The 26,050-nt window shown below is 50.6% G+C and carries 22 protein-coding genes; 12 read left to right on the top strand and 10 right to left on the bottom strand.

The genetic code is table 11. The features are described from left to right. Both B0I18_RS25210 and B0I18_RS07475 read left to right on the top strand, forming a co-directional pair. Positions 1 to 198 (top strand): hypothetical protein (locus B0I18_RS25210; protein ID WP_219905939.1); only part of this gene is annotated, 198 nt, incomplete at its 5' end. Positions 199 to 496: 298 nt separating this feature from the next. After that, on the top strand, positions 497 to 1,699 hold the full coding sequence (locus B0I18_RS07475) for a DUF3108 domain-containing protein (protein WP_181358373.1): 1,203 nt from the start codon (positions 497 to 499) through the stop codon (positions 1,697 to 1,699). Positions 1,700 to 1,864: 165 nt separating this feature from the next. Here B0I18_RS07475 and B0I18_RS07480 read toward each other — a convergent pair whose 3' ends face one another. Continuing rightward, positions 1,865 to 2,701 (bottom strand): T9SS type A sorting domain-containing protein, encoded by an 837-nt coding sequence (locus B0I18_RS07480; protein WP_106522069.1) that lies wholly within the window; start codon positions 2,699 to 2,701, stop codon positions 1,865 to 1,867. A 257-nt stretch (positions 2,702 to 2,958) separates the two neighbouring features. On the opposite strand from B0I18_RS07480, the gene B0I18_RS07485 reads away from it, so the two are divergent. Then, positions 2,959 to 3,675, top strand: a complete 717-nt coding sequence (locus B0I18_RS07485) for a YARHG domain-containing protein (RefSeq protein ID WP_106522070.1) — start codon at positions 2,959 to 2,961, stop codon at positions 3,673 to 3,675. A gap of 243 nt (positions 3,676 to 3,918) precedes the next feature. Here the strand turns inward: B0I18_RS07485 and B0I18_RS07490 are convergent, their stop codons facing one another. Continuing rightward, entirely contained in the window at positions 3,919 to 4,998 is a 1,080-nt protein-coding gene (locus B0I18_RS07490; protein ID WP_106522071.1) for a DNRLRE domain-containing protein, read from the bottom strand. A 381-nt stretch (positions 4,999 to 5,379) separates the two neighbouring features. Here B0I18_RS07490 and B0I18_RS07495 point away from each other — a divergent pair, with 381 nt between their 5' ends. The 5 genes from B0I18_RS07495 to B0I18_RS07515 all read left to right on the top strand — a co-directional run bounded on the left by B0I18_RS07495 (position 5,380) and on the right by B0I18_RS07515 (position 15,333). Beyond that, a complete protein-coding gene (locus B0I18_RS07495) occupies positions 5,380 to 6,390 on the top strand; it encodes a mechanosensitive ion channel family protein (protein ID WP_245882073.1) in 1,011 nt (336 codons plus the stop codon). A gap of 362 nt (positions 6,391 to 6,752) precedes the next feature. Beyond that, positions 6,753 to 11,171, top strand: a complete 4,419-nt coding sequence (locus B0I18_RS07500; RefSeq protein WP_106522073.1) for a LamG-like jellyroll fold domain-containing protein — start codon at positions 6,753 to 6,755, stop codon at positions 11,169 to 11,171. 212 nt (positions 11,172 to 11,383) lie between these two features. Further along, positions 11,384 to 11,983 carry an NUDIX hydrolase gene (locus B0I18_RS07505; RefSeq protein WP_106522074.1) on the top strand — a complete coding sequence of 200 codons (600 nt, stop codon included), beginning with the start codon at positions 11,384 to 11,386 and terminating at the stop codon, positions 11,981 to 11,983. Positions 11,984 to 12,304: 321 nt separating this feature from the next. Next, the gene (locus tag B0I18_RS07510; RefSeq protein WP_106522075.1) at positions 12,305 to 14,407 is read left to right on the top strand and encodes a phosphatidylinositol-specific phospholipase C domain-containing protein; all 2,103 of its coding nucleotides are present in this window, start codon (positions 12,305 to 12,307) and stop codon (positions 14,405 to 14,407) included. A 134-nt stretch (positions 14,408 to 14,541) separates the two neighbouring features. Beyond that, a complete protein-coding gene (locus B0I18_RS07515) occupies positions 14,542 to 15,333 on the top strand; it encodes a T9SS type A sorting domain-containing protein (protein WP_106522076.1) in 792 nt (263 codons plus the stop codon). Between the two features lie 226 nt (positions 15,334 to 15,559). Here the strand turns inward: B0I18_RS07515 and B0I18_RS07520 are convergent, their stop codons facing one another. Continuing rightward, complete coding sequence (locus B0I18_RS07520) at positions 15,560 to 18,406, bottom strand: M16 family metallopeptidase (protein WP_106522077.1); 2,847 nt, start codon at positions 18,404 to 18,406, stop codon at positions 15,560 to 15,562. Between the two features lie 204 nt (positions 18,407 to 18,610). On the opposite strand from B0I18_RS07520, the gene B0I18_RS07525 reads away from it, so the two are divergent. Further along, positions 18,611 to 19,081, top strand: a complete 471-nt coding sequence (locus B0I18_RS07525) for a peroxiredoxin (RefSeq protein ID WP_106522078.1) — start codon at positions 18,611 to 18,613, stop codon at positions 19,079 to 19,081. A 103-nt stretch (positions 19,082 to 19,184) separates the two neighbouring features. Next, complete coding sequence (locus B0I18_RS07530) at positions 19,185 to 20,216, top strand: T9SS type A sorting domain-containing protein (protein ID WP_106522079.1); 1,032 nt, start codon at positions 19,185 to 19,187, stop codon at positions 20,214 to 20,216. Between the two features lie 82 nt (positions 20,217 to 20,298). Here the strand turns inward: B0I18_RS07530 and B0I18_RS07535 are convergent, their stop codons facing one another. The 3 genes from B0I18_RS07535 to B0I18_RS07545 form a co-directional block, all read right to left on the bottom strand. Then, entirely contained in the window at positions 20,299 to 20,760 is a 462-nt protein-coding gene (locus B0I18_RS07535) for a CAP domain-containing protein (protein ID WP_219905940.1), read from the bottom strand. Positions 20,761 to 20,872: 112 nt separating this feature from the next. Then, positions 20,873 to 21,331 carry a hypothetical protein gene (locus tag B0I18_RS07540; protein WP_146146681.1) on the bottom strand — a complete coding sequence of 153 codons (459 nt, stop codon included), beginning with the start codon at positions 21,329 to 21,331 and terminating at the stop codon, positions 20,873 to 20,875. Positions 21,332 to 21,576: 245 nt separating this feature from the next. Beyond that, on the bottom strand, positions 21,577 to 21,909 hold the full coding sequence (locus tag B0I18_RS07545) for a hypothetical protein (RefSeq protein ID WP_106522081.1): 333 nt from the start codon (positions 21,907 to 21,909) through the stop codon (positions 21,577 to 21,579). A 380-nt stretch (positions 21,910 to 22,289) separates the two neighbouring features. Between B0I18_RS07545 and B0I18_RS07550 the strand changes: the two genes are divergently transcribed. Further along, positions 22,290 to 22,754 carry a hypothetical protein gene (locus B0I18_RS07550; RefSeq protein WP_146146682.1) on the top strand — a complete coding sequence of 155 codons (465 nt, stop codon included), beginning with the start codon at positions 22,290 to 22,292 and terminating at the stop codon, positions 22,752 to 22,754. On the opposite strand, the gene B0I18_RS07555 is transcribed toward B0I18_RS07550, so the two are convergent. Further along, a complete protein-coding gene (locus B0I18_RS07555) occupies positions 22,755 to 23,399 on the bottom strand; it encodes a response regulator transcription factor (RefSeq protein ID WP_106522083.1) in 645 nt (214 codons plus the stop codon). Then, complete coding sequence (locus B0I18_RS07560) at positions 23,396 to 24,166, bottom strand: sensor histidine kinase (RefSeq protein ID WP_106522084.1); 771 nt, start codon at positions 24,164 to 24,166, stop codon at positions 23,396 to 23,398. The genes B0I18_RS07555 and B0I18_RS07560 overlap by 4 nt, the downstream gene beginning before the upstream one ends. A gap of 399 nt (positions 24,167 to 24,565) precedes the next feature. Here B0I18_RS07560 and B0I18_RS07565 point away from each other — a divergent pair, with 399 nt between their 5' ends. Beyond that, positions 24,566 to 24,841: a YtxH domain-containing protein gene (locus B0I18_RS07565; protein ID WP_106522085.1), complete on the top strand. Its 276-nt coding sequence runs from the start codon at positions 24,566 to 24,568 to the stop codon at positions 24,839 to 24,841. A gap of 63 nt (positions 24,842 to 24,904) precedes the next feature. Here the strand turns inward: B0I18_RS07565 and B0I18_RS07570 are convergent, their stop codons facing one another. Beyond that, entirely contained in the window at positions 24,905 to 25,582 is a 678-nt protein-coding gene (locus B0I18_RS07570; protein ID WP_219905941.1) for a phosphohydrolase, read from the bottom strand. Continuing rightward, entirely contained in the window at positions 25,582 to 26,001 is a 420-nt protein-coding gene (locus B0I18_RS07575) for an SET domain-containing protein (protein ID WP_106522587.1), read from the bottom strand. Before B0I18_RS07575 ends, B0I18_RS07570 begins: the two co-directional genes overlap by 1 nt. Positions 26,002 to 26,050: the final 49 nt, after the last annotated feature.

A 26,050-nucleotide genomic window follows, 5' to 3' on the forward strand; every position in this document is an offset into this window, starting at 1 on the left:
TGGCTTTCTGTGAATTTTGACTTTTTCATTGCTTCAACTTTAAAGTTAGTGTTTTTATCTACTTTTAAACACTACGGTTTTAAGGGAAGCTTACAAAAGTACAAGCGTAAAAGAAGGCATTGTAAAAATTGCGGACATAGGGATCAAGTATTGTCCTTTTTGCGGCGCAGAATTGGCAAAGCTAATCAGGAAAAATAAAGCTCATGTTATGCAGTTGGTGGAAAAGCATAAAGGACTCATTTATTAAATTCGTCGCTCGCTTATCCTCTCCTAGTCTTTTGCCCCATAACTCGCTTTCTACCGAAAACCCGGTATAAATTGATCCTGCTAAGCAGGTATATGTAGCGGTGATCGAATGCCCTAAATTTGTGGCTTTCAGAGCAAATAATAAACTATGTTCACGCCATTCCGCAGATCTGTCCTGGTCCTTTCAGGTTCCCTGTTTTTAATATTGCATGCCGGCAAAAGCCGGTCCCAGTCTCAATTTGATAATAAGTTGCTGAAGACCGGGAAGTATACCCTAACTTGTTACACCGTTGAAGGAGGCAGTGAAACGGATATCGGTACTTTCGCCATCAATATCCGGGTATCAGACAATAAATTGGTCTTGACTACGGTGATGGCCCTTTACGGTCTGGAGGAATGGAAAGACACGGCTATTTCCAACCTGGGTAATTTCAAACCGGTATACCGTTCTTCTTCCAGTACCTTGAAAGATATGGTGCTGCATTATGGAAGCGAGGTTACGGGTTATTACCTGGATAAAAAAAGTGGTAAGAAAACCCAGATCAAAGAAGCGGGGAGCGCTTATTTTGTTGACAGCTATACCTATCCCTTCCTGCTTTCTTTATTGCCGCTTTCTTCGGGTTACAGTACCGAGATCCCGGTGTATGAATACCTGCCGGCCAATAGCAGCAATATTAAAAAAGCCATAGTAGAAGAAGTGAAGCGTAGTACGTATGTAAGCAAGTTTACCGGTACGCACGAGGTATGGGAGGTAACGGTATCGGAACCCGCAACCGGGCAGAAGTCGGTCTCCTATATCGACCAGCAGACGCGGCGGCTGTGGCAGATCGATACCTGGAGCAATGATCACCTGATCAGGATGGTAGATAAGGAAACGGACTTCAATTCGATTAAAAGTCCTTTTGATAAGGCAGCTACCCTGCAGATGATCAAGGGTGGGAAGTCGGTCATCTCGGGACAGGTATTTGCCCGCGATTTCGATGATAATGGTACGGTATTTGCAAAGATGCAGGTCATGAATATCCAGGCGAAACAGGTGGCCCCGCGCGGTACCCAGGTCATCCTCATTCCCTACAATGCCTACTTTAAAGAGTGGATCAAGGTGAATGAGTCGCAGCGGAAAAAAGGCAGGGAAGGTATTGCCTTATCGGATGATGCTGCCCAGTGTATTAAGAGCACGAATGTGTATGACGATAAAGGGCATTTCGAATTTGTAAACCTGATGCCTGGGGAATACCTGCTTTACACGGAATTCGGCTATGATCATAGTTATAGCCAGTCGGAAGTAGTGGGCTATACCGATCATTACCTGAACGGTATGTTCCAGGGAAGTACGGCCAATACGGTAAACCGGAATTACAGTACCGGCGCAAACGCTGTTATTAAAAAAGTGGTAACGGTAACCAATCCCGGTGAGAAAGTTGAGGTAAAGCTTAAGAAAACACGGGCCTGATCCGGAGGCAGGTAATACACCGGGTATATGCCCTTTTAAATAGGATGTTTTATTCCTCACGATAGCCCGCTTGGCATGACATCCTGTTACCAACAATAATAACACCAGCCGCTTCCTGTAAAAGAAGCGGCTGGTGTGTTTCCTACCGGTAGGTTATGGTTAGCGTTATTGCTTCACAATTTTCTGGATCCCGGTTTGTTTGTTGCGGTCTATAAGTTCGAGGATATAGGCGCCGGGGGCTAAGTAGGAGATATCGATCGCCGGTTGGAATGCTTGTGTATGCACTCTTTGACCGGCAATATTATAAATGTGGATCTGCTCAAAATCATGTTTGCTCCGGATAACCAGGTCTTTCACAGCGGGATTGGGAGCGATTATAAAATCATCGCCGGCTTTGTATACGGGCAATATGCCTGTACCAACATTTGCGGAGAGCTGCATATTATCCAGGAAGATATTGATGCAGTTATTGGCCGTTTTATACCGGAACGCAATATAACACGATCCCGGTGTCGGCGGGATATTGATATTCGTTGTTTTTATCCAGCTGCCTGTTTGAAAGTTGGCAGCCCTGAAGTCGTGCAATAGTATTGCAGTGCTGGCCAAAGCCGGGTTCGCATTGCCAACGAGCAGGTAAATACCGATGGTATCATTGGTAGCCGGTGGATTGTTTGCCGTAATCCAGCTGCGGATGGAATCGATCTTACCCCCGGAAGTAAAGGAGAATGCGTTTTTACACACGGTCCAGTTGTTAGCCTGGGCCGTACCGTTTGTGCAGGTATGCATCATGGAGAAGGGCGCGCTATAGGGGTTATGTATGGTTATATTCCAGGGGAAATCGTCCGGGTCGCTTGTGCCCAGGCTGAAGGCCGTCCAACGGCTACTGGCCGCGTTGTCGAAGTTCTCGTAATAGGGTAAGGGCGTTATTTGTCCGGCGGCGCGGTTGGCCAGCGCTAAAGTAAGGGCGATCCATACCAGGATAAGATGTTGCTTTGCGTTCATCAAATGTAGCTTCTTGTTTGTGGATTAAAGAAATAATAAACAAAAGGGGGACTATGCTCGTTAGGACGTCGGGCAGGAACTTGTTCTTAGCAACGCCGGAGTATTCTTTACCAGGGTATGATTTTTGTTTATAAAGCGGCATTTCAGCGGTAGGATAATTGCAGTTGCCTCATCCAAATCCGTAGACCGGGTTTGCAGGACGGATAAGAAATACCGTATTTTGCCGTATACCGAATAAGAGTTTAATGCCCTGATCTATGAAATATAAAATACTGCTCCTGGCCCTGCTGGGGTCTGCCACCGGCGGCTTTGCACAAACCCTGAAAGATTGCTCCTCCTGCGCTACCCAGGTCATCAAACCGGCACAGATCGCGGACAAGAGCATCGACGATATCCGTTACCTGACCAATGATCTTTTTGCCCGCAGGGGTTATGTATTCCAGAGTTCGGAAATAGATGCCTATTACGCCAACAAAACCTGGTACAAGCCGGTTAATGCCAATTATACGATCGAATATAACGCGGTAGAAAAGCAGAATATCAAACTGTTCCAGGACCGTACCAAAGAGTTGACCGCGCAACGGAAGCAATTGACAGAAGCCCTGAAAGGATTCAAAGCCTTGCTGGATGCGGGAGATAAAGAAGCCCTGGCCCGGCAATACCAATACCGCGTAGAAAGCAACAGCGATTTTATTAAAAATGTTACCGATGAAATTTTTATGGACGATATCCATTGGACCCGGCATAAAGGCCTTTACCGAGTAGAGAAGGACAACGGAGATATCGTAAAAGCATACAGCCTGGCGATAGATGGTAACCGGGTTGTGTTTGAGTTTAGCCTGAAAGGCGGATCGGTTATAGACCGCGAAGGAGCTTTGTATCCGAGGGAATATATGACTGAAGCCAGTTACGTGTATATATTCGAATACGTACAGGGCAAATTGGTATTTCAAAAACTGGTGGTTGCCGGGTAAGGGTATTCCGCAAGCGGCGATAACCAATATCCGGTATCAACCGAAAATACTGAATACACATCAGCAACGAAGCAGCCGGTGCAGCGCGTGTACAGGAGCCATAAAGCCCGTTACCTATGCAAGCAAGGCTGTGTTTTGTTGTTGGTCATCGTGTACAGGAATAGCCGTATAGACGAAGCGGAGACCCAAAGGCCTCCGCTTGCATTATTGCAACAATAGCGATCCGGTCGCAGACCGCGCCTGTTATTGCTTCACTACTTTTTCACGGCTATCGACACCGGCGCCCAGTACTTCGATAAAGTAGACGCCCGGTGCAAGTTGTGTTGCAGACTGATAGATGCTGCAAATGCCTTTGGGCAGCTCTTGTTGCGTGGTACGGATCAGCTTGCCCGCCATGTCGTAAACATTAACCGTAACAGTCGATGCCGCTTCGGCAACAAAACGGATGTTCCAGCCGTTGCTTGCCGGGTTGGGCGATATGCTCAGTTTAGACTCTGTTTTTACCTTAAGGTTCAGGGCTTTTTCCGGCCCGTCGCCAATAGCGATGCGGTCCATCTGCAGTACGGCAGTGGCTTCCTGTGGTGCGCTGCTGGCAACACTCTGCCTGGGGTTATATCGTACGATCAGCTCCGGCCAGTAGGCACAGTTCGGATCATCGCTGGTGGCGAAAATCTGCGAACGGTAATAATTGATCTCGTCCGCCATCATCACCAGGAAACCGTTATTGGCATTGGGGTCGGACAGCAGGCCATTCATGATTTGCTGTACCATAGCCGTAACATTTACGCTGGCGGTATAGTTCCAGCGGGAGGTAGTAAGCGGCAGCGATACCCAGTTGGCTGAATTTGGATCAACAGCCGGCTGGTTGTTCCAGGTTACCGTTTGTTCGTTCCAGTTGTTGGATGCGCCGGCGCTGCCGGGTTGTACGCGTTTTACCCAACCGTTGTTGGCCAGCGGATAAGGACTGCCCGAAAAATAGCTGTTACCCCAGTTGCTCGTGGTGGCAGGCGTAAAGAGGTTGAGCTGGGCGCTCAGGATCTGGCTGCCGGCCGGGATCGAGTTTAAACCGGTAAATCGGATCAGCAACCGCGTGGTGCCCGGGTCGCCATTAAAGGTCCATCGTAATATGGAGGCTTCTGCGGCGTTACCGAAGTTCATCGTAGCCGGTGTGGCGGGGTAACCCGTCGGGATTACATTGTTATCCATCCGGTAGAGACCGGCGTCCTGCCCGGCGGTAGCATCGGACTTAAAGGTTACGGTGGTCTGGGCGATGGCGGTGGCCGCGCAGCTCAGGGCGGTTGCCAGTAAGAGGGTGTGTTTCATGTGGTTTAATATATTTGGTGTTTTGCAATATAAACAGAAAGGTTAAGGCAAAAGCCCCTAGTTCGTAACTGTGTCATTTGCTCCCGTCATTGCAACGTATGGGTTCATAACTGTGCAGTACACTTTTTAAATAAAAAAATGTTTTCTGCGTGTTGCTGTCCGGATCGCTGTATGGCTTTACTGTAGCTATATACAGCCCTGCCTGTTTTCGAGGGAATATATTATGTTGTTGTAATGCCCTGCCGGTGCGGATCAGCGGGCAACAATAGCGGCTGTAGTTTGTTAACCCGGTTTGCTTAATGATAACGTACCATGCAGTATCTCGATCAATTTTTGGGCTACAGGATTCCCCTGTTCTTAAAAAACCTGGTCATTGCGGCTGTGGCTGTTTTGCTTGGCTTGCTCATCAGGTTCCTCATCCATAAGTTATTTGTGCTCCTGTCTAAATGGTGGGACTTTATTCTCATAAAATCTACCATCAAACACCTGCGCCGGCCGGTGGCATTTTTTTTGCCCCTGGCTTTCCTGAATGCTTCCTTGTCTTTAATGGTACTGGACACCGCATTACGTGCTCCGTTGGAGAAAATGCTGGAAATAGCGCTGACTGCTGTTTTTGCCTGGATCCTGGTACGTATGGTCATAGTATTGGAAGACTATTTCTATTTTAAGTATGATCTGAACAAAGAGAATAATCTTAAAGAACGGAAGATTCGGACGCAGTTGCAGTTTATCCGGAAGTTCATCATATCACTCATTGTGCTCATTGCGATAGCGATCATCCTGCTGAGTTTCGAAAGCATGCGCAAGATCGGCGCAGGCTTGCTGACTGGTGTGGGTATCGGTGGCATCATTATTGGTTTTGCTGCGCAGAAATCGCTGGGCAATCTCCTGGCGGGCTTCCAGGTAGCTTTTACGCAACCGATCCGGATCGATGACGTACTGATTGTAGAAGGAGAATGGGGCAGGGTAGAAGAGATTACGCTCACCTATGTCGTGGTCAGCATATGGGACCAGAGAAGGTTGATCCTGCCGATCACGTATTTTATCGAAAAGCCTTTTCAAAACTGGACCCGTGTATCGGCCGAACTACTGGGTACCGTTTTTCTTTACCTGGATTATACCATCCCCGTAGAAGAATTGCGGCAGGAATATAACCGGCTGCTACAGGCGCACCCGCTTTGGGATAAAAGGGTAAATGCCGTACAGGTTACCGATAATACGCGCGACGGCCTCGTCGAGATCCGCTTCTTGATGAGCGCGGCCAACTCTTCGCGTGCTTTCGACCTGCGTTGCCATATGCGGGAAGCGATGATCGCCTTTGTGCAAAGCCGGTACCCTGAAAGTCTTCCCCGCACCAGGCTTGAGCTTAAGGATAAGGCGGCCGGTAGATAAAACTGCCGGGTTACTGCCTGTTATATTCCTGGCTGTACCTGCTCCTGTAAGCAGGTATGCGCGGGTCTTCCCGTTTAAATTTATATCCTCTTAAAGACAAGGCCGTTTGGTTGATGGCGTATACCGTTGTCGCCGGTCTTTGTTTCGCTGATCACTACTGGCGCCTTGTTGGTCCGCCTGCTTGTACCGGGGTATTGCCGGTACCGTCGTATGGACGGATGATAAATACATTTTATTTCATTGTGACGATTGCTCAAGTGCCCTACAGGCAATGCTTTCGGCGTTATAGCAATAATTTCTTAACGCCTTCGTGACCTCGGGGTCATATTGCCCGGATAGTTTTGCGCCTCTAAATCTGATTAATGAAAAAACTTCTACCAATGGTATTGCTCCTTGCACTGGCAGACAGGGGGCAGGCGCAAACGTATACGGCGCTTTCGGGTAATGCACTCAACTTTAACGGCGCCACCGCCGTAAGAATGGAATCGGGAACTGGTATCGCCGCACTGCAACCGGCCGATGCGATCACGTTGGAAGCATGGGTAAATGTACCCTGCTGCCAGGCCACGGAGCATACGGTCCTGGCTTATGGCGACGGAGTGAACGATAGTTATATCCTGTCTGTCGGTGCCTACGGTCCGCGACTGCAGTTACAAAATGCAGCAGGCGTATTTACCGATGTAAAACGTACGGTAAAGTACGAGCAGCTGAATACAGGCCGCGATTACCATATTGCCGTAACCTGGAGTAAGGCAGCGCAGAAGGTGGTGCTTTATATCGATGGCTTTAAATATTACGAGCAATCCGGTATCCCTGCTTTCGATATTTTTTATAATGCCGGCAGCCGGCTGACCATCGGTAGCAATACCGGCCTGTCGCAATCTTTTAATGGCAGGATCGACGAGGTAAGGATATGGAATACGGAACGCACGCAGGCGGGCATCCGCGCAGCGAAACATAATACCTTAACCGGCTCGGAACCCGGCCTGGTGGCTTATTACCGCTTCGACGAGGCGACCGCTGCCCTGGCCGCACCTACGGGCAGCGGGCCCGCGCTTACCGGTTATAATATGACAACAGCCAATAGGGTAGGTTCTACGGCCCATATCCCGGCTAAGGTAAGCTACTACACCAGCCGCATCCAGAATACGGTTTGGGACATCGAAAAGACGATCGCAACCGGCGTTACCTGGAAGTATAAACTGTATGATACTTTGTTCGACAACCGGCAAAGCATCAATATCCTGGACATCGACCTGGCTGTTGCCGATGTAGACCTGCGTATTGCCAACTTACCGGCAAATACCAATAGCGCGCTGGCTAAAATGAAGACCAGCGATATGCTGAAAAAGTACGGGGCTATCGCAGCGGTGAATGGTAGCTACTATAATACGGCAAGCCCTTATGGCGCTGCTACCTTCCTGCGGGAGGCCGGCACTACTGCCGCCGCTACCAACCAGGCGCACGGCGTGGGTTATCCCGACGAAAAAGCAATCGTGTTCAATACCGGTAACGCGGATATGCAGGTGATTGACCGGCCGGCTGCAAACCAAAGCAGTCCTGTATTTCAAAGCGGCTGGAATGGATTCTCCGGTTTTGATAATGTGCTGTCGGGTGGGCCCGGCTTGCTTACCAGTGGTAATGTGACCTACGAATATGTTCCAATGGAAGTATCGCACGAAGGCGCCGGTGGCAGTTCTACCTGGAGGTGGCATATGTCCTATTATCCTTTTACCGCGGCTGGTGTAACGGCCGGTAACCACCTTATACTGGCTACCGGCGATGGGCGTACCGCCGCGGTAGGCGGAGTGGCCGGTCTTACGGTAGAGCAGGTCGCCTACCTGATGAAAGCCCTCGGTTGTACCGACGCCTTGAAACTGGATGGCGGCGGATCGAGCACGATGGCTATCGAAGGGGCTACCTACAGCGACGTGGTGAATTATCCGAGTGATAATGGTGTGTTCGATCACGAGGGCGAAAGGGCGAATCCGAATGCCTTGCTGCTGATTCCCCGCACCCGGCGTGGTTCGGGCTCTGCGCTTGCTTTTGATGGCACAGATGACCGGGTGGTGATTCCACATGGCGATATCGGCAACCCTACCGGCAACTTTTCGGTAGAGGGCTGGGCCAGGGTCGACAACGGCAGCGGCGACGATGCCCTGATCTCCAAACACGATAACACCAGCGGCCGTAAGGGTTATTATATCCAATACAGCTACAGCAATAATAAACTGAGTGCAGGTATAGGCCGGAGCAATAACAGCTGGGGCGCGGTTACCGCTACAACCCCTTCCTGGCAGGCTAACCAGTGGCATCATTTCGCGATGACCTATAACCCGGTTACCGACAGCCTCCGGCTTTATGTAGATGGTGAATTTGCCGGTGCGACGGTAGTGCCGGATCCCGTATTCAGCACCAATAATCTCTGTATCGGCGGCTCTGATTTTTATCCTGCCAACGCTTTTAAAGGTGGTATGGACGAAGTGCGCTTCTGGTCCCGGGAGCTGAGCCAGGAGGACATCAGGGCTAATATGCACCGCAATGTAACCGAAACGGCTGCCGGTCTTACCGCTTATTATAAGTTCGACGACTTTACCTTAAGCCCTGTAAAGGACTACAGTGCCGCCGGTACGCATGGCACGACTGCCGGTAATATGAACCTGTACAATATCGTTGCCTCCTATGCACCCATAGCCGGGGCACGCTTCGACAGCCTGTCTGAACTTGGCGCCAACTGGTCGGCTTACAATACCAGCGTACGTAGCGGCACAACAGTATCGGCTGCATTTACGGCCGAAAATAAATACCTCCTGCTGGCGCATAACAATGCAACCGGCGATACCGTTGCCGGTGTACCTGCAGGTCTGAACAAGCGGTTACGCCGCAGCTGGCTGGCCGATAAATTCGGCAACGTGACCGAATCCATGAACCTGGCTTTTAATACTGCCCAGTTGGGCGCAGGCGTGCTGGATGCGAACCGGGAGTACTTCCTGTTGTTCTCTGAAAACGGCGCCGACTACCAGGCCCTGTCGGCCACGGGCGCCTTGCTTGCCAATAACAGTCTCGTGTTTGCCGGTATTACCATCCGCGAAGGTTGGTATACGATAGGCTGGAAGCCCATTACCTATATGCAGGTACCCGGCAATAAAGCAATCGAATTCAATGGTGCTGCCGATATCGTAAGGGTGCCTTATACCAGCTTTGGCAACCCGGCCGGCGACTTCTCGATCGAGCTCTGGGCGCGGATCGGCGCGAACGGCAGCGGCGACGATGCGCTGATCAATGCCAATGAAAACGTAAGCGGCCGTAAAGGTTATTTTATCGAGTATGGTTATGCCAACTCTGCGACCCCGGGTCTGAAAACGGGTATTGCCCGTAGCAATGGTAACTGGCTGACGGCACAATATGCTACCGCCAACTGGCAACCCAACGAATGGCATCATGTAGCGATGACCTATAACGCCACAACGCGCACGATTACCCTCTTCCAGGATGGCGTACCCGTAGCAACCGCCAATATGGGTAGCGACGCAGCGTTATTCAGCACCCGTCCCTTTGGTATAGGGGGCTCGGATGCCTATACAGGCAACGGTTTTAAAGGCGCTATCGACGAAGTAAGGGTATGGAACAAGGCGCTCACCGCAACCGAGATTAAAGATTCGATGCATCTGCAGGTGAGCCCGGCCAACCCGATGCTTAAGGCTTATTACAAGCTGGATTCGTTGGCGGGCGGTACTACGCTCATCAACGAAACAGGGGCTGCACTGAATGGTACGGCAGCGGGTGGTATGAGTGTCAATAACCTGGTTGCCTCTTATGCACCAGTGGATATGCAACCCCTGAGTGGTTTCCTGTCCTATAACGGTAACTGGGCGGCAAGAGCCGGTAGCTATAACAAAGGGCTGAAAATTACAACGGCCTATACCGGCGAGGCCGCCTATCTCTTGCACAAGACCAACAATTGCGATGGCCTGGACACTACGGCTGCCGTGGCTTACAAACAGTTGAAGCGGGTATGGTATATGAGCAAGAAAGGGATTGGTAACAGCCAGCTCCACCTGGAATTTTACAGGGACAGCCTGCTGCAGGTTACAGACACGACCAGTATGGTGTACCTCTTGCACTCCGGTGATAATACGGCCTACCAGGTACTCGACTCCCTGCCTGTGAATAATACCACGGCCATTTTCTCCTTCTCTATGCAGGATACCCTGAACGGTTACCTTGGCCTGGGGCTGAAAGCCGGACCCGGTATGCCGCTCCCGGTAAACCTTGTGGCCTTTACCGCAATTGCTTCGCCGGATCAGCAGGCCGCCTTGCTCGAGTGGCAGGTAGCCGGCGAACATCAGCTGAAAGCCTATATCGTGGAACGCAGTACGGATGCGATTCGCTTTACAGCGTTGGGTGGCGTTGCCGCGACGGGTAAAAATAAATATGACTTTAGGGATGAAACGCCGGCGCAGGGTGTCAACTACTACCGGTTGAAGATGGAAGATGCCGATGGCAGTTATGTATACAGCAAAACGCGTCCGCTGCTGTTCCGCGAAACCGGCGCCTGGCTCGACGTTCGTCCTAACCCGGTAAACAACCAGCTGCAGATTATCGCTGTTGGTCTGCCGGCGGAAGGACTGACCGGCTCCATCGTGGATCTGACGGGCAGGCTGGTACAGCAGTTTTTGCTATCCGGTACGGCTACTACCCTGGATACCCGCAACTGGGGCAGTGGTACTTACCTGGTAAAGCTTTCCAATGGCAAAGTATTTAAAGTGGTGAAATTATAAACGACCTGTCCTCCGGGTATATTACCGGGCTGGGTTTTCGGCGGCCGTAGGAATGCTTTCCTACGGCCGCTTCTCTATTGCGGGCCTGGTCGGGCAAACCGGGTAAAGTATCTGTGCAGGCATAGCCGGTTACAAGAGAGCGTTTGTCTTTTTTCGATATTTTTGAATGCTGCTTCTAACCCCGGCAGACCCACAAACTAAACCGGAAACCTATGAAAACAATCATTGCCTGTCTTTTCCTTTTGCCCGGTGCTCTTTTGCAGATGCCTGCTGCTTTTGCTTTTATCCCGGCAACGGATAGCAGTACCACAGCGGCGGTTAAAAAGATCGATAACTATACGATCCAGTACCTCATCATTTTTAACGATAAGCAGGAGATATTGATGATGAAGAACAAACTAGGCTGGCATACGCTGGTTATCCGCTCGAATGAGCCCCTGGCTATCCGCGAGGCATTAGAGGGGCTGGCCGGCTCTATCGGGCTTCAGGTAAAGGATATCAAATTGGGCGGTCTGTATACACATAAATTCGAAGGCCTGCCGGATCACCCTGAAGCGTGCTTCAGGAGCCATTATACGGCCACCTATGTAAGCGGTGATATCCGGCAACCGGCGCAGGGCGAAACCAGTTATCACTGGATACCGGTAAAAGAATGCCTGGACAAATTTCATTTCGAATTTTTGCGCGAGCAGACGGAGCCTATACTGAAAGACCGCACAAAGGTATGGGGCGGCACCTTCCTGATCAGCTGGGAGGGCGATACCTACAAGGGCTCTAAGGTGCTGGAAGCTATTTATGTGTTGAGTGAATAAGCGCACAGGCGCGCTGTGACCGGTCGCTTTTATGGATTTTGAACATATAGGTTTGTCCGTTCGACTGTCGTTCCTGCTTATGATGATATATTGATTGCTGGTGCGCAATGGTTCTTATAATAACAATAATCTTAATCATTTTATATAAAGTAGAAACACCTGTTTGTCAAAACAGGTGTTTCTACTTTTTGCCCCGCGGGCAGGGCTTGGTACTTTCGTAAAGCCAAATTGTCTACAGGCATATAACCCAGGCCAGGACCCTTATGCATAGGGCTTATACACCTGCAGGCAACGAACGATCACGATAAAAATCTTTAGCCTATGTCTTTCCCGACGCATAACTGGATGAACTTTGTAAGCAGCCGTAAAAAACTGAGCGACCTGACGATACCCGGTACTCATGATAGTGGTACCTGGAAATTGAGTGGTTTATATCATTGCCAGGACAGAAGCCTGGGCGAGCAATTGCAGGCCGGTATCCGGTTCCTGGATATCCGGCTCAAACCGAGTGGTAAAGCCGATGAACTGGAAGTGTGGCATGCCGGCGGTAATGCCCACCTGAATTTCCGGAATGACATCGTGGGCGTATGCCGCGATTTCCTTGCTAAAAATCCTTCGGAAACGATCATCATGTCGATCAAGGACGAAAGCCAGACCTATGTCCGGAAAGAAGCTTTTTACAACAGGCTGCATGACGATATGCTTTCTTTCGGACACTTGTTTTTCCTGCAGCCTAAAATACCCGTCCTGGGCGAGGTGCGCGGCCGGATCGTATTGCTGCGCCGTTGCTGGGCCAATGCCAGCGAAGGTATCGATGTAACCGGCGGCTGGCCCGATGGCGGCAACTATAAAAACGGTAAGCATAGCTGGACCAATGCTGCGGACATCCCTTTTACGGTACAGGACAAGTACTCCGGTTTTCTTTCGGTAAGGAGAGGCGATAAGTTTAACGACCATGTGCTGCCGCTTTTAAATGAAGCGGCAAACAACGCTGATCGCCTGTATATCAATTTTACCAGCGCGGTACTGGACGGCGGTGGTAGCCTTCCGGCCCCGCCCAGGTTGCTGGCGGAGGCTACCAATCGTTTATTGCTGGCATACCTCAATAATAAGCCCCAGGCGCGCTATGGCATTATAGCTATGGATTTTCCGGAACTGGAACCGGAACTGATCAAGAAGCTGATCGAATGTAATTACCAGGATCCCGCATTCCTGCCCCGTATGACCAATCGTAAGGGCGACCGGGTATTGCTGCGTTTCGACGGCGGCCTGCACGCGCTTTTGAACCCGCGTTACGGCCACCGCTTATGGGGTGGTAACTGGAACTGGCAGGACTGGGCCAACCTGGGCTGCCCGCTTGAGGCCCCGAATATGGTGGAGAGTCATCTCGTTAAAACCCTGCCTGGTGGCGAGTTGTACCTTGCCTATAACGGTACCAATGGCAAGGCTGTGATCAGGCGCATTGTGTCTGCTGAAATGCAGGACCTGTACGGCTTTCAGGGTAAGCCCGATGAGATCAAGGAGGTTTATATCCGGCAGTTTGAAAAGGGGCCGGCGCTGACGCTTGGCGGCCATGCTTTTATGGAAGACTTCCGGGTGCGGAACAGGATGGATAATAAGCAGTACCTGGTATTCGACGGGCAGTTGCACCACATACCTGGGCCGGATATAGCCGGCAGACTATTGGGTAAAGATCCTTGCTGGTTTCGCGAATGGGCTTTCGTAGCCGGGAAAGAGCAGGAAGGCCTGCCTTTAACCGATGCACGGCTGCTGAAGTTCGACGACAGCGCCCAGGTATACCTGAGTTACACCCTGCCGGGGCAGACGCAACCCGTGCTGCGCGCCATTCCCAACCCGGATATGCAGCAGGCCTGGGGCCTATGGGGCGAACCGGAAGAAAAGCCGGCAAAAGAAAAGGCGGTAAACTATAACGAACAAACATTGCTCAGTCATAGCCGGCAACCCGCCGGCGCGCCGGCCAACCAGGATATTGTCGAGATCCGCAGTATGCTGGATATCGATAAATGCCTGGATATAGCCGCTAATGGTACGGATATCGTGATCCGTTCGGTAAACGGTACCCCAGGCCAGCGCTGGAAGCTGACCGATGCCGGCGATGGTTACCATTACCTCGAATCGCAGGCAGGACAGGATAAAGTGCTCGATGTAAAAGCGGGAGGTACAGGGAACGGTACGGGCATCATCGCTTTTCAGCGCAACCGTTGCGACAACCAGCAGTGGAAAATCCTGCCGGCCCCTCATGCGCCGGGGCTTTACTACCTGGCGCCTAAACATGCACCGGGCTGTTGCCTGGACCTGGGCGGTTTTAAAACCCGGGATGGCGCTGCGCTTATTTTACATAAACAGAAGGACGACCGGGACCGGGCTAACCAGGTATGGTATTTTCATAAGGTCAATGGATAAGGTATAACGCATAACAGCTGTGCAATTGTTTACAGTAATTAACATTGTTTACATTCATTCTCATAAATTGACGTTCGTTTTTTTTAGTAATCTCTTCTTTTGTAGGTATTAAGTAACAACAAAAAAACTTGAACATGAAGAAGAACTACATGAAACTACTTGCGGTATTGTTGGTGATGATAGCCGCGCAGGTTAACGTTATGGCTCAGAACCGCAAAACGAATATGGAGTTGAAAATGGTGAGCCCGGCTGCTAATGCGACTATCGCCAATGGCGCCAATTTAAATGTCTCTGTCACTATCAAGAATCTTGGTCCGGATGCCTTGTTGCCAACGGATACTATGGTTTTGCTCCACAGCGCTTTACAGAGTGGGGAGATATTACGGGTTGCTATCGGCTCCATAACCGGCGGCGGCAACCTGGCGGTCGGCGCTACCTCGCCTGTGCTCTCGCTTGGCAGCTATCAGAATAACAATACCGGCTCTGACCAGACCGCAGACTTCTGTACCCTCTTGCTGGATGTGAACCGCTCGAACATCACGCTGCAGGGCAGGACCAGTCCATTACAAGAGAAGTGGGATGATACCGATACCACCAACAACCGGGCTTGTGCAAAAATTACTTTAAAAGGAAAACCGGTAGGCCTCTTCGATGTAGACGGTGTTAAAGAATCGCTGGTAATGGGTCCCAACCCGGCCAATCGCGAAGTGAGCTTCCTGCTTAGCCTGGAAAATACAGCCGCTGTACGCGCGACCGTAAGAGACATCCAGGGCCGTGAGGTAATGACCCGCGATTATGGCCGTGTACCAGCCGGCGATAAAGCACCTTTAAAACTGGATGTTTCCGGCCTTAGAAATGGCATTTACCTGGTAGAACTAAACAGCGGAGACAAAAAATCTGTAGGTAAGCTGGTGGTTCAACATTGATGCCTGCTTTAAGGTGCAACCGTAACTTAGGTTACCACTGCATATATACCCGACTACAGCCCGGCTGTTAAAAAGCCGGTGCTTATAACGGGAAAATACTACGGGGGCTGTTGACCTGCCCGTGTACAAAAAGAGGCTGTCCTATTGCAGGACAGCCTCTTTACTGTTTTATGCTTAAGCGGGAAAAGCGGCACTACTATGCGGCGCTATTGCTTAAGCGTTTTCTTTATTTTACAGGAGCACCGAATTTATCGAGTTCGGCCACTTCGTAACCTTTGGCTTTAATCCGGTCCATCAGTTTGGCTTTATCGCCTACCAATACCACGATCAGTTTGGATTGCTCCGGCACGTAACGGGTAGCCAGTGCATTGATGTCCGAAACCGTAAGCTGGTTCAGTACTTTATTCTGCTGTTCGGATACATCCTTAGGCAGGTTATAAGTCAGGATGCGATCCAGGAAGATGGCCTTCTGGAAGCCGGTTTCATATTTGCGGGCCTCGCTCTGGGTCATCGAGCTTTGGGTAAACTTAAGCTCGTCTTCCTTAATGCCACCTTTGCGGTATTCGTCTATGATGCGGAATACATCTACCAGTGCGCTATCAGTAGCATCGGCTTTAATGCCGGCGCCAAAGGTATAACTGCCGGTATATTTATCGCCGGTAAAGTAAGAGCGGGCACCATAAGTCCATCCTTTATCTTCGCGCAGGTACAGGTTAAGCCGGCTGTTGAAAGCGCCACCCAGCGGGTAGTTCATCACGCCTGCTTTATAATAATCCTGTAGTGCATCGTACTTCAGGTCGGTTACATAACCAACGCGGAACTCGGTTTGCGCTGCATTGGGCACATCTACGAAATATACTTTCATGGGGCCGGATGCCGGTGTAGCAGGGAGTGCGGGCAGCTGTACGTCGTTGCCCGGCATTTGTTGCAGGAAGCCCAGTTTGCCGGTGATTTCGGCTTCAGGCACATCGCCTACTACGATCACTTCCGCATCTTTATGCGAGAAGTAATTTTTGTAGAAGTTTTCGATATCGGCCAGTTGGATCCGGGCAATGGTTGCTTCCGTACCATCTGTCGATTTACCGTAAGGGCTTTCTGTACCGTACATCATACGGCTGAACACGTTGTCGGCTACATAGGTAGGGCGGTTCAGGGCATTCTTTACACTCTCCGATGTTTTCTTTTGGTTAGAGATAAAGGCCTCCTGGGTAAAACGGGCATGCAGCAGGCGCTCTTCCAGCAGCTGCAGGGTCTTGTCCAGGTTTTTATGCAACGTACGCACATTAATCGTTGTATTGTCTTCGCCGGTGCTTACATCGATGCTGCTGCCCAGGTTGTCCAGCGCCGTGGCAAACGCTTCGGCGGTATAGTTTTTGGTGTCTTCATTCATCATGTCGGAGAAGAGACTGGCCAGGCCGGTTTTATCCGGGGTATAACCATCGATCATTTTTCCGCCTTTGATATTGATGGAAATAGTAACCACCGGGATCTCGTTGCTTACCGTACCAATGGCTTTGATGCCGCCCGGTAAGGTTTTTTGCCAGAATTCAGGCGCTTTTACCACCACACCCGGACCCGCTGCGGGCATTTTGGAACGGTCAAAGTTATCTTTTGCTTTGTTGTATTTCAGTTTGCTGTAGCCATAGTCGGGTGCTTTATAACCGGCTTCGGATACCGTATAGTTATCGGCTGCCGCTACATTGCCTTCGCTGCCTTTGGTCTGCACGCTTACGATAGTTGCATATTTGCCTTTGATGTACCGGTTGTAGGCACTCATTACATCGGCCTTGGTCAGCGAGCGTGTTGCCTGCAGTTGTTTGCCGATATAGTTGGGATTGCCGGTAAAGGTAGCATAAGAGGCCAGTTGCGATACTTTTCCGGATACGCTTTCGAGCTGGTAGATCAGGTTGGCTTCGGTACTGTTTTTATACTTGCTCAGCTCTTCGTCGGTAATGCCGCGTTTTTCGAACTCGGTAAAGGATTCGCGCACCAGCTTTTCCATATCCGATAACTTCTGGCCCGGGTAAGGCAGCACGGTAATGGAAAATTCGCCGGCCAGTTCGGTAGCCGGGTTAGAGGCGCTCGCGCTTACCGCTTTATTGGTCTTGATAAAGTTTTTATAGAAAATAGAATTTTTACCCTGACCGATGATCTCGGCAAGACAATCCAGCGCTACCTCATCTTTGGTGAAGGAAGCAGATCCGGGGTAAACCATGCGCAGCATAGGCAGTTTGGCATAGTTGTCGGTCATGGATACATAACGGTCCTGGTTCAGTACCGGCGCCGGCAGTTTTACGGGCTCCACTTTAGGTCCTGCGGGAATAGAACCGAAGTATTTGGTTACCAGGGCTACCACCTGCTTGGGGTCTACATCGCCGCCAACGGTTACGATGGCATTGTTGGGGCCGTACCAACGCAGGAAGAAGTTCTTCAGGTCGTCGGCGTTAACGCGGTTCAGGTCTTCGATATACCCGATGGTCAGCCAGGAGTAAGGGTGGCCGTAGGGATACAGGTTTTTGCTGGTAACCTCGCCCACCAGGCCATAAGGCCGGTTGTCGTAATTCTGTCCGCGTTCGTTCTTTACGGTTGCACGTTGTACTTCAAACTTCTTCTGGGTAACGGCATCGATCAGGAAGCCCATACGGTCGGATTCGAGCCAAAGCATTTTTTCCAGTTGGTTGGCCGGTACGGTTTCAAAATAATTGGTCCTGTCGCGGTTGGTAGTACCGTTAAGGGTACCGCCGGCTTCGGTAATTACTTTAAAGTGTTCTTCATCGGCTACGTTATCCGATCCCTGGAACATCATATGTTCGAAAAAATGGGCGAAACCGGATTTGCCGATCTCTTCCCGCGCAGAACCTACGTGGTAGGTAACGTCGACATGTACAATAGGATCGCTGTGATCTTCGTGGATCAGCAGGGTCAGGCCATTGGGCAATACATATTTTTCGTAGGGAATTACGATATCGCTCCCTTTACGGCTTACTTTTTCTACAAGTTTAGCCTGCGCCTGCACATAGGAGGGGCTGCACAAAAAGGCGGCCGCTGCTACGGTGAGTACCAGTTTTTTCATTTGACTTGAGGATTGTTTGTTGTGATGTGCCCGGAGGCTGGGCCGTGAAGTTCTGTTTTTTTTATCAAAAAAGGTGTCGCAAGACAGATAATAAGCGGTTGCAGGCGGCTTAGGACCGTAATTTCCCCCGTTAGGGGGGAGCCGGGGACCTTATTGCACAAATCAATATTTTAAGGCTAAATTTGTGTCCTAATTATCTGAACTATGGCTATTCAAACCGGGCAACAAGCTCCCGAATTTACATTGCGCGACAGCGACAAACAGGAAGTAAAACTCAACGACTATAAGGGCCGCAACGTGGTGCTCTTATTCTTCCCGCTGGCATTTACAGGCGTGTGCACCGCCGAGTTGTGTTCGCTGCGCGACAATATGACTACCTACAATAACCTGGATGCCCAGGTACTGGCGATCTCCGTGGATTCTTTATTCACGCTCGATAAGTTCAAAAAAGAGCAAGGCTTCAATTTCCCGCTGCTGAGCGATTTTAATAAGGATGTGTCTGCAGCCTATGGTTCGCTTTACGAAAACTTTGTACTGGATATGAAAGGTGTTTCCAAAAGGTCGGCCTTCGTACTGGACAAAGAAGGCGTGGTAAGGTATGCCGAAGTGTTGGAAGATGCCGGTAAAATACCTGATTTTGATAAAATACAGGAAACCCTGCAAAGCCTTTCCTGATTCCTGTCGTCTTAATGGACAAGGGAGTATTGCGCCCGGCGCCTGTTGGGCGCAATAACTTACCTTTATCCCCGCATTATTTTTTTTGTTTAAAACTAAACCGATGAAAAGAAAATTACTCCTTGGCGCATTATTGGCGTCTTCCCTCTTTGCAGCAACGGACAGCCATGCCCAGAGCTTTACCAATGCCGGCCTCGAAACCTGGCATAACTTTACTTCCGCTACGCTGGCGCTCGAAGCGCCCAATAACTGGTATGGTACCGATTCGCTGATCGCGGCTATTGCCCCGGTTGCCGGCTCTTTCGGTTATTCCATCACCGCTGCCAAACAATTGTATAAAAGCACGGATAGCCATAGCGGCCAGTTTGCTGCAGAGGTACAGTCCAAATTCGTAGGCAATACCGTTGGTAATATTCCGGGTGTATTTTCCAATGCAAAAATCGCGATCGATTTTATAGGACTGGTTACCGGCGGCAACCTTAGCGATCCTGCCGCTATTCTCCAATACCTGTCTTATTCCCAGGCTACCCCTATTACCAATATGGTAGATACCGTAAGTGCATGGGTAAAGCTGGAAAGCGCCAACCTGGACACGGCGATGATTACCGTAATGGCGGTTAAAAAAGTACAGGCTTCCGGTGGCGGCGACTCTACCGCGGTACTGGGAGCAGGCGAATACAGGATACTGCCGGGTACGAATGCTTATACCCGGGTAGCAGTACCGGTGCTTTACCAGGGCAGTAACGTGCCCGAGGAGCTGATCGTGGTATTTACCAGCAGCGATCCTATGGCTGATACCGTTCATTCCGGTAATAAACTGCTGGTAGACGATGTCGCGTTCTCTTATAAATCCAATGGTACCAGCATTCAGCAGCCCCTGCTGGCCGAGCAGGTAGCCCTCGTATATCCTAACCCGGCCAGGGGTACGGTTTACTTTAACCTCAACCCAAGAGAGCGTGCCGAAGAATATATGCTGACCATTACCGATGTCAGCGGCAGGGTTGTATTGCACGAACAACTGAAAGAAGCGGTGAACGCCAAAAATGTGAAGAGCTGGGCTAAAGGCGCTTATTTTTATAACCTGGGCAACACCAGGAATGGTCGTTTTGCCAAAGGTAAATTCGTAGTAGAATAAACAACGCCCCAGGCGCATCTTATACAACAAGGCTCCCGGCTGTATAGCCGGGAGCCTTTATTTATTGAGCGGGAAGACTTGATTATTTAGCGAGGAAGATCTGGGTGAAATACAGGCTGCCATCGCGGGCCTCGGCAATACCGATGCCGATATGCGTATAATCGCCCAATAGATTTTTGCGGTGCCCCGGGCTATTGATCCAGAGGTTGACCACGGCTTCGGCATCCAGGTGGCCATAAGCCACATTTTCTGCGAAGGCCGAGCCCCAGCCCAGTTCGGAACGGATGGCGGCGGTACGTTTGTCGAAGCCCTTATGCCCGAAGCCTACTTTTTTGCGGGCCATATTCTTACTATGGGCCTGCGCCTGTTCGCTCAGCTCGTCGAGCAATACCAGGGGCTTCAGCCCTTTCGAGCTCCGGAACTTATTGGTGAAATAAAGGATGTCTTCGGTCATGTCGCGGTCCCTGGCCTGCGCAGCAGGAGCAAAGAACAGGACAAAACTGCACAGCAGGGCGGCTAAGCCGGTACGGAACGATAATGTCATCTTGTGGAGCGGTGTTTTAAAATGCCATAGTATGGAACACCGGAACAGGGATTGGGTTTAATGGTCGTCGGGTAATACGGGGAAAAAAATCAGGGAAGGTCCTGCCGGCCGGTTATGCCAGTTTCGAAAAGACAGAGAAGAAATAACAAACCGTAGCCGCAAAGATAAAGTGGGCACAGAACAGGCTGAGCTGGTACAAGGGTATCCGGATGGTGGGCGGGTAAGGATGGAAGCCCAAAAAGATCTTCCAGAGCACGATGCCGGCTATACCGCTCAGGATGGCCAGCAATATGACGGAGGAAATACCCGGCACGCCTACGCCCATATGCCACAGCTGCCAGAACAGGAAAGTAAAGACAAAGCCCAGGATGTACTGGCTGCCGATGCCCACTACCTGGGCGCGCCGGCTGCCCGACAAGGCGCCGTCGCGGTGCGTCTCGAAGGTAAGCATCGTACCCAGTATGCCCGATATGCTGAGCGGGCTGCCGGTAATATACTCCATGCCATACATGAACAGGTTCATTAGTGCGGTGGCAACGACCGCGGTAGCGAGTAAAAGAATTATTTCCATAATACCTGGTTTTAAATACGGACCATAAGGACTGTTGCAAAATCTATACCCAAAATGCCGGAACCGGTATATTGCCCTTTCCTGCTTTTGCGCAGCCCTTTCGGGTAGCGGGTTTTCGTAAATGTTAATGTAGAAAAAAGGCGAATATTCCCCTGTATGTGGTAACTATTGCCCATCGGAAATTTGCCTGTGAAAAAGGCCGTCGCGAAGACGGCCTTGCAGATAAAACAAAAGATATTTCCGGGTTATTTCATAAAGGCGAATACCTCGTCGTTATAACAATACCATTCAAAAAAGGCGTCAATACCCGGTACGCATTCCGTATCCTGTCCTTTGCCCCGGTAGCTGTGCCAGAAATGATCGATAACGGCATCCGTATCGCTGCAGTAGGGGGCAATGATCTCGGTACATACGGCTTTTAGAATCACATAGGCCGTAAACCATTTCAGTTGTAATTCTATTTGTTGTTCTTCTGTGCCATATTGTTCCTGGTCGAGGTATTGTTCTTCCTGTTCCAGGAAACGCTCAAATTGTGCGATGATGGCGTCTTCCAGTTGCTTGTTCTTATCGGTGTTCATACGCTGACGAATTTTCGGTTGAGTATGTTACCGGCCCGATCCGTTTCTTGAGTTACCAGGGAGCGGGGCTCCCCTGGTGCAACAAAAGCCGCCAGGATCTTACCGGCAATTTTCTTAATATATAGACGTACAAAATCTGTTCCGAACGGGGGTATAACCCGCTGCATAAAAAGTTATAAAATGCCTAAAACTTAGAAAACGCAGTTTAAAGGCGTTTTGGTATAGGCAAGCTATAAATAATGTAAATAATTTAATTGACTTTAACGAATATATAAGAAATGCTACAGGTAAAACCCTGGTTATAATTGGCAGTAGCCTCCGACCCTTTGTCGTTGCCGGTCATTTTTGGATAAAATGCCGCAGTGCCTTACCTTAACCGGATGAATAAAAAGGAATACCGGTTCGAAGGCGGGATCGTAGAAGTGCTGTTCCAGGAGGGTAGCGTCCATATTGTAAACGATACGCAGTTGTGGGCTTTACTGGAGGGAAAGATCAAAGAAAATACGACCACCCTGGTGGCCTGGATTGTTGAACAATACAGGCAGTTGCAGGGCCGCGACCTGGCCATTACCGGCGACTCGCTGGCAGTGGAGATCTGGGGCCATGTTTACTTCGAATATTACCTGCTGATCCTTAAAGAGCTGGTGCGCCTGCAATTGGTCGCCGATCTGCTGGAGCCCCTGCTGGCCAAAAGCGATGTGATCGACTGCGGCGAGACCGGGTACGACAATAACCGCAAACTGTGGGATATGCTGGCGCCGCATAAGGACTTTATACTGGGTATGCTACCGGGTAAGATAGATCCGGCGCAGAAAGAGGGGAGTACAGGGTCGCCCCCGGCCTGATTAATCGGTAACCACGCCTTTTTTTAAGGCATAAACGGCAAGCGCCGTGCGGCTCTTTAACCGCAGTTTGGAGAACAGCGTATCGCGGTAGCCATGCACGGTATGGAGGCTTACGCCCATCTTCGTGGCAATTTCCTTGTAGGACAGGTCGGAGCAGCAGTTTTCCAGGAACTCGGTTTCGCGATCGGTAATATTCATGCTCTGGGCGCTGCCGGCGCGCCTTATGGTATTGATCAGCATCATTTCCGAATGGAAATAAGAGCCGGAATGCACGGTTTGCAGGGCCAGCAACAGCTCTTCAGGGTCGGCGCCTTTATGAAGGAAGCCTTTGGCGCCGCAACGCAGCATTTTTACAATGCTGAACTCATTTTCATACATGGACAGTGCCAGTACGGGTATCTGCGGATAGGCGGTACGCAGGCGCATGGTGGTTTCGTAGCCATTCAGCTCGGGCATATTGATGTCGAGTATACAGATATGGGGCAGCACCTCGGCCCGGGCCAGCGCTTCCAGCAGCATCAGGCCGTTATTGACCTGCATAATAATTTCGAAGTCGCCAAGGGTTCTGATCAGTTCTGCGAGGCCGCTGCGCATCACCGTATGGTCGTCGGCGATCGCAATGCGTATGGTGGATGGTGTGCTCATGTTGTTAAGTTGCAGGTTAAGATCAGGCTGCCCCCTGTGCCCGGCGCGGTTTGCTCTGCCAGGCTGCCGTTCAGCAGTTTCATGCGTTCCCGCAGGTGGTGCAGGTCCGAATGGTGTGTTGTGTTTGTAGCGCGGGGGATGCCATTATGGCTTATATGGATCCGGATCCGGCTGCCCGACGACGCGATGTCTATTACAGCTTTTTGAGCCGAGGTATGCCGGCAAATCGTGGCGAGGGCTTCCTGTACGATGCGGAAAAGCATCAGGTCCTGCTCCCGGTTTAGTTCGGGTACCTGGTTCGTGCAGCTAAAGATACAGTCAAGACGGTAAACGGAAGCTATAAACGCGAACTCTTTTTCGAGTGCATCTATAAAGCCCATTTTCTCAACTGTTTGTGCATTTAATACGAGGCTTAATTGCCCCAGCGCTTTTAAGGATTTTACAATACCGCCCACTGCCGGGCCAATGAGTTCCCGCAGTTCATTACGGTCCTGCAACCGCTCCGATGCAATGGCGAGCTGCATATAGGAACCGGCCAGCAGCTGGCCTATATTATCCTGCAGTTCGTGGGATACGAGGTCGAGCGCTTCCCGTTCCACTTCGTGACGTATACGCAGTATCTCGTAATCGTACTGCCGGGTGGCGGCTGCCTGCAGACCGGCATGGTGTATATAATGCCGGTACCGCAGCAGCAATACGATAAGGGCGCCGGCCAGCATAAAGATAAGTCCCCACAACAGGGTGGGGGATTGTATATGACGGATCATGATTTGTTTTATGGTTGTTTACCGGGTTGTACGCAATGTACTACTAACCAGTTACATATTAAACCCCCATATTGGTACCCCCTCGTAAAAGGGGGTTGCGCAATCGGAATCATTTTACCATTTTTGCGGTGCATTTGGAGTTTTTATATGCAGGAAAACACCGTGTTATGCCTAACCTGTAAACACAGTAAACTGGTGGGTTTATACCTCACCGGAAAACAAAAAACAAACCTGATTCGGATATCTGAACCAATAAGCCGCATTATGACAGTATCTGATTTCAGTGCGCCGGCCTCCCTGGGCCGGCGTTTTTTTTATCCTCCTGTTTTTCTCTTTTAACATTTTTGAAGAAACAGTCTGGCCCTGAGCATGTTATTCAGACAAACAAAAACGAAGAACATGAATTACAAAAAAATGATATCCGGCTGCATGCCAGGCAAGACCAACAATACAGCAGTAGTCATCGCTTTACTGGCCGGTGCCGCAGCCGGCGCCGTGGTGTCTTTATTACTGGCGCCCCAGAGCGGTGCCGAAACGCGCGACATGATCTCGGAAAAAGCCAAGGACCTAGCCGGTGGTGTTAAAGACAAATTCAACGCTGCCAAGACTAAAATCAAGAAAGGCGCCGAAGATATGGCGGATGATGCCCGGGAACGATTCGAAAATTTTTCTTAGTTTCTGATAGTTTGATAATTGGTGTATAGAGAAAGGCTGCGCAGGGCGCGGCCTTTCTCTATATCAGGAACCGGATATTTCGGTGTTGATCTTGTCGAGGAAAGATTGCAGGTAGGCGGCCTCTGCGCCGGCGATACGCCGGCCGGTGGCGGTACGCATCAGCGCCGGTAACTGTAATAATTTGATGCGGAAATGATCGAGCGCATACAGGCGGTCGTCGGGTGTGCGGTGCCGGGCAAGCGGATCGGCAGCGTCGAACAGGCCTGTGCCCAGTTGCCCCGCAATATAGAATACCCGGCTCAGGCCTATGGCGCCCAGGGCCTCCATACGGTCGGCATCCTGCAGGATACAGGCTTCGGGCGTGCGGGGCCTTACCCCGGCCGAAAAACTATGTGCATGGATCGCATGACAAACCCCTTCGATCTTAGCGGCCGGGAAGTCGGGGAAGTCCTGCTGCAGCAAGGTACGCACCCTGGTGGCACAAAGCAGGGAAGATTGTGCCCGGTCGGGATGGTTTTTGGGCAGGCTTACAAAATCGTGGAAATAAGCGGCTGTAAGCAATATCAATTGATCCGCAGTGCCGCCTTCGCCCGCGGCAATCTTTTGGGCATGACGCCACACCCGGCTGAAATGGCCGGTATCATGCGAGGCGTCCGTACTGTCGAAGTGGGTGGCCAGGTAATCCAGGAAACGCTGTTCCCAGCGGGCCAGCATCGCTGTATCGCTGTCGGCGGCCTGCATTACTTCCCTGCGTCTTTCAGGTTTTCTTTCAATACATCCCAGTACTCTTTACCATAGGCAACAAGTATTTCGGAACCTGCGGGGATATCTTTCTTGGCTTCGATAAAAACACGTACGCCTTCCTCCACATACTCCGCGTTGTTGAGTACGCCTTTGATCTTTTTCATACCGCGGGCATCGTTGGCATAACGGGCCAGCGATTTTTTATGCCGGAGTGCATCGATCACATGATCGTCGGAAACGAAGTAGATATAAGGGTTGAGCCCGTCCATATGATTGGCGCCTTCCCAGTTGGTTACTTTGCCTCTGTACTCGATAATACGACCACCTTTCGGGATTGCCTTTTCGGTGAAAAGACCGTGGCCGGCGCCGGGAATAGTAGATTCCTTAACAAACAGCTGTTTTTCTAATAAAGCCATGTAAAACCTGGAAGAAATAAAAGGGGTAAATAAAAAACAAGCCCCGGGG

The organism is Taibaiella chishuiensis, assembly GCF_003014535.1.
In the GTDB taxonomy this organism is placed as follows: domain Bacteria; phylum Bacteroidota; class Bacteroidia; order Chitinophagales; family Chitinophagaceae; genus Taibaiella; species Taibaiella chishuiensis.

What these genes read in the sequence shown, in the direction of transcription:
- B0I18_RS07480 (WP_106522069.1), bottom strand. Translation starts at nt 2,701, where the DNA reads ATGAACGCAAAGCAACATCTTATCCTGGTATGGATCGCCCTTACTTTA.
- B0I18_RS07485 (WP_106522070.1), top strand. Translation starts at nt 2,959, where the DNA reads ATGAAATATAAAATACTGCTCCTGGCCCTGCTGGGGTCTGCCACCGGC.
- B0I18_RS07490 (WP_106522071.1), bottom strand. Translation starts at nt 4,998, where the DNA reads ATGAAACACACCCTCTTACTGGCAACCGCCCTGAGCTGCGCGGCCACC.
- B0I18_RS07500 (WP_106522073.1), top strand. Translation starts at nt 6,753, where the DNA reads ATGAAAAAACTTCTACCAATGGTATTGCTCCTTGCACTGGCAGACAGG.
- B0I18_RS07505 (WP_106522074.1), top strand. Translation starts at nt 11,384, where the DNA reads ATGAAAACAATCATTGCCTGTCTTTTCCTTTTGCCCGGTGCTCTTTTG.
- B0I18_RS07510 (WP_106522075.1), top strand. Translation starts at nt 12,305, where the DNA reads ATGTCTTTCCCGACGCATAACTGGATGAACTTTGTAAGCAGCCGTAAA.
- B0I18_RS07515 (WP_106522076.1), top strand. Translation starts at nt 14,542, where the DNA reads ATGAAGAAGAACTACATGAAACTACTTGCGGTATTGTTGGTGATGATA.
- B0I18_RS07520 (WP_106522077.1), bottom strand. Translation starts at nt 18,406, where the DNA reads ATGAAAAAACTGGTACTCACCGTAGCAGCGGCCGCCTTTTTGTGCAGC.
- B0I18_RS07525 (WP_106522078.1), top strand. Translation starts at nt 18,611, where the DNA reads ATGGCTATTCAAACCGGGCAACAAGCTCCCGAATTTACATTGCGCGAC.
- B0I18_RS07530 (WP_106522079.1), top strand. Translation starts at nt 19,185, where the DNA reads ATGAAAAGAAAATTACTCCTTGGCGCATTATTGGCGTCTTCCCTCTTT.
- B0I18_RS07535 (WP_219905940.1), bottom strand. Translation starts at nt 20,760, where the DNA reads ATGACATTATCGTTCCGTACCGGCTTAGCCGCCCTGCTGTGCAGTTTT.
- B0I18_RS07540 (WP_146146681.1), bottom strand. Translation starts at nt 21,331, where the DNA reads ATGGAAATAATTCTTTTACTCGCTACCGCGGTCGTTGCCACCGCACTA.
- B0I18_RS07545 (WP_106522081.1), bottom strand. Translation starts at nt 21,909, where the DNA reads ATGAACACCGATAAGAACAAGCAACTGGAAGACGCCATCATCGCACAA.
- B0I18_RS07550 (WP_146146682.1), top strand. Translation starts at nt 22,290, where the DNA reads ATGAATAAAAAGGAATACCGGTTCGAAGGCGGGATCGTAGAAGTGCTG.
- B0I18_RS07555 (WP_106522083.1), bottom strand. Translation starts at nt 23,399, where the DNA reads ATGAGCACACCATCCACCATACGCATTGCGATCGCCGACGACCATACG.
- B0I18_RS07560 (WP_106522084.1), bottom strand. Translation starts at nt 24,166, where the DNA reads ATGATCCGTCATATACAATCCCCCACCCTGTTGTGGGGACTTATCTTT.
- B0I18_RS07565 (WP_106522085.1), top strand. Translation starts at nt 24,566, where the DNA reads ATGAATTACAAAAAAATGATATCCGGCTGCATGCCAGGCAAGACCAAC.
- B0I18_RS07570 (WP_219905941.1), bottom strand. Translation starts at nt 25,582, where the DNA reads ATGCAGGCCGCCGACAGCGATACAGCGATGCTGGCCCGCTGGGAACAG.
- B0I18_RS07575 (WP_106522587.1), bottom strand. Translation starts at nt 26,001, where the DNA reads ATGGCTTTATTAGAAAAACAGCTGTTTGTTAAGGAATCTACTATTCCC.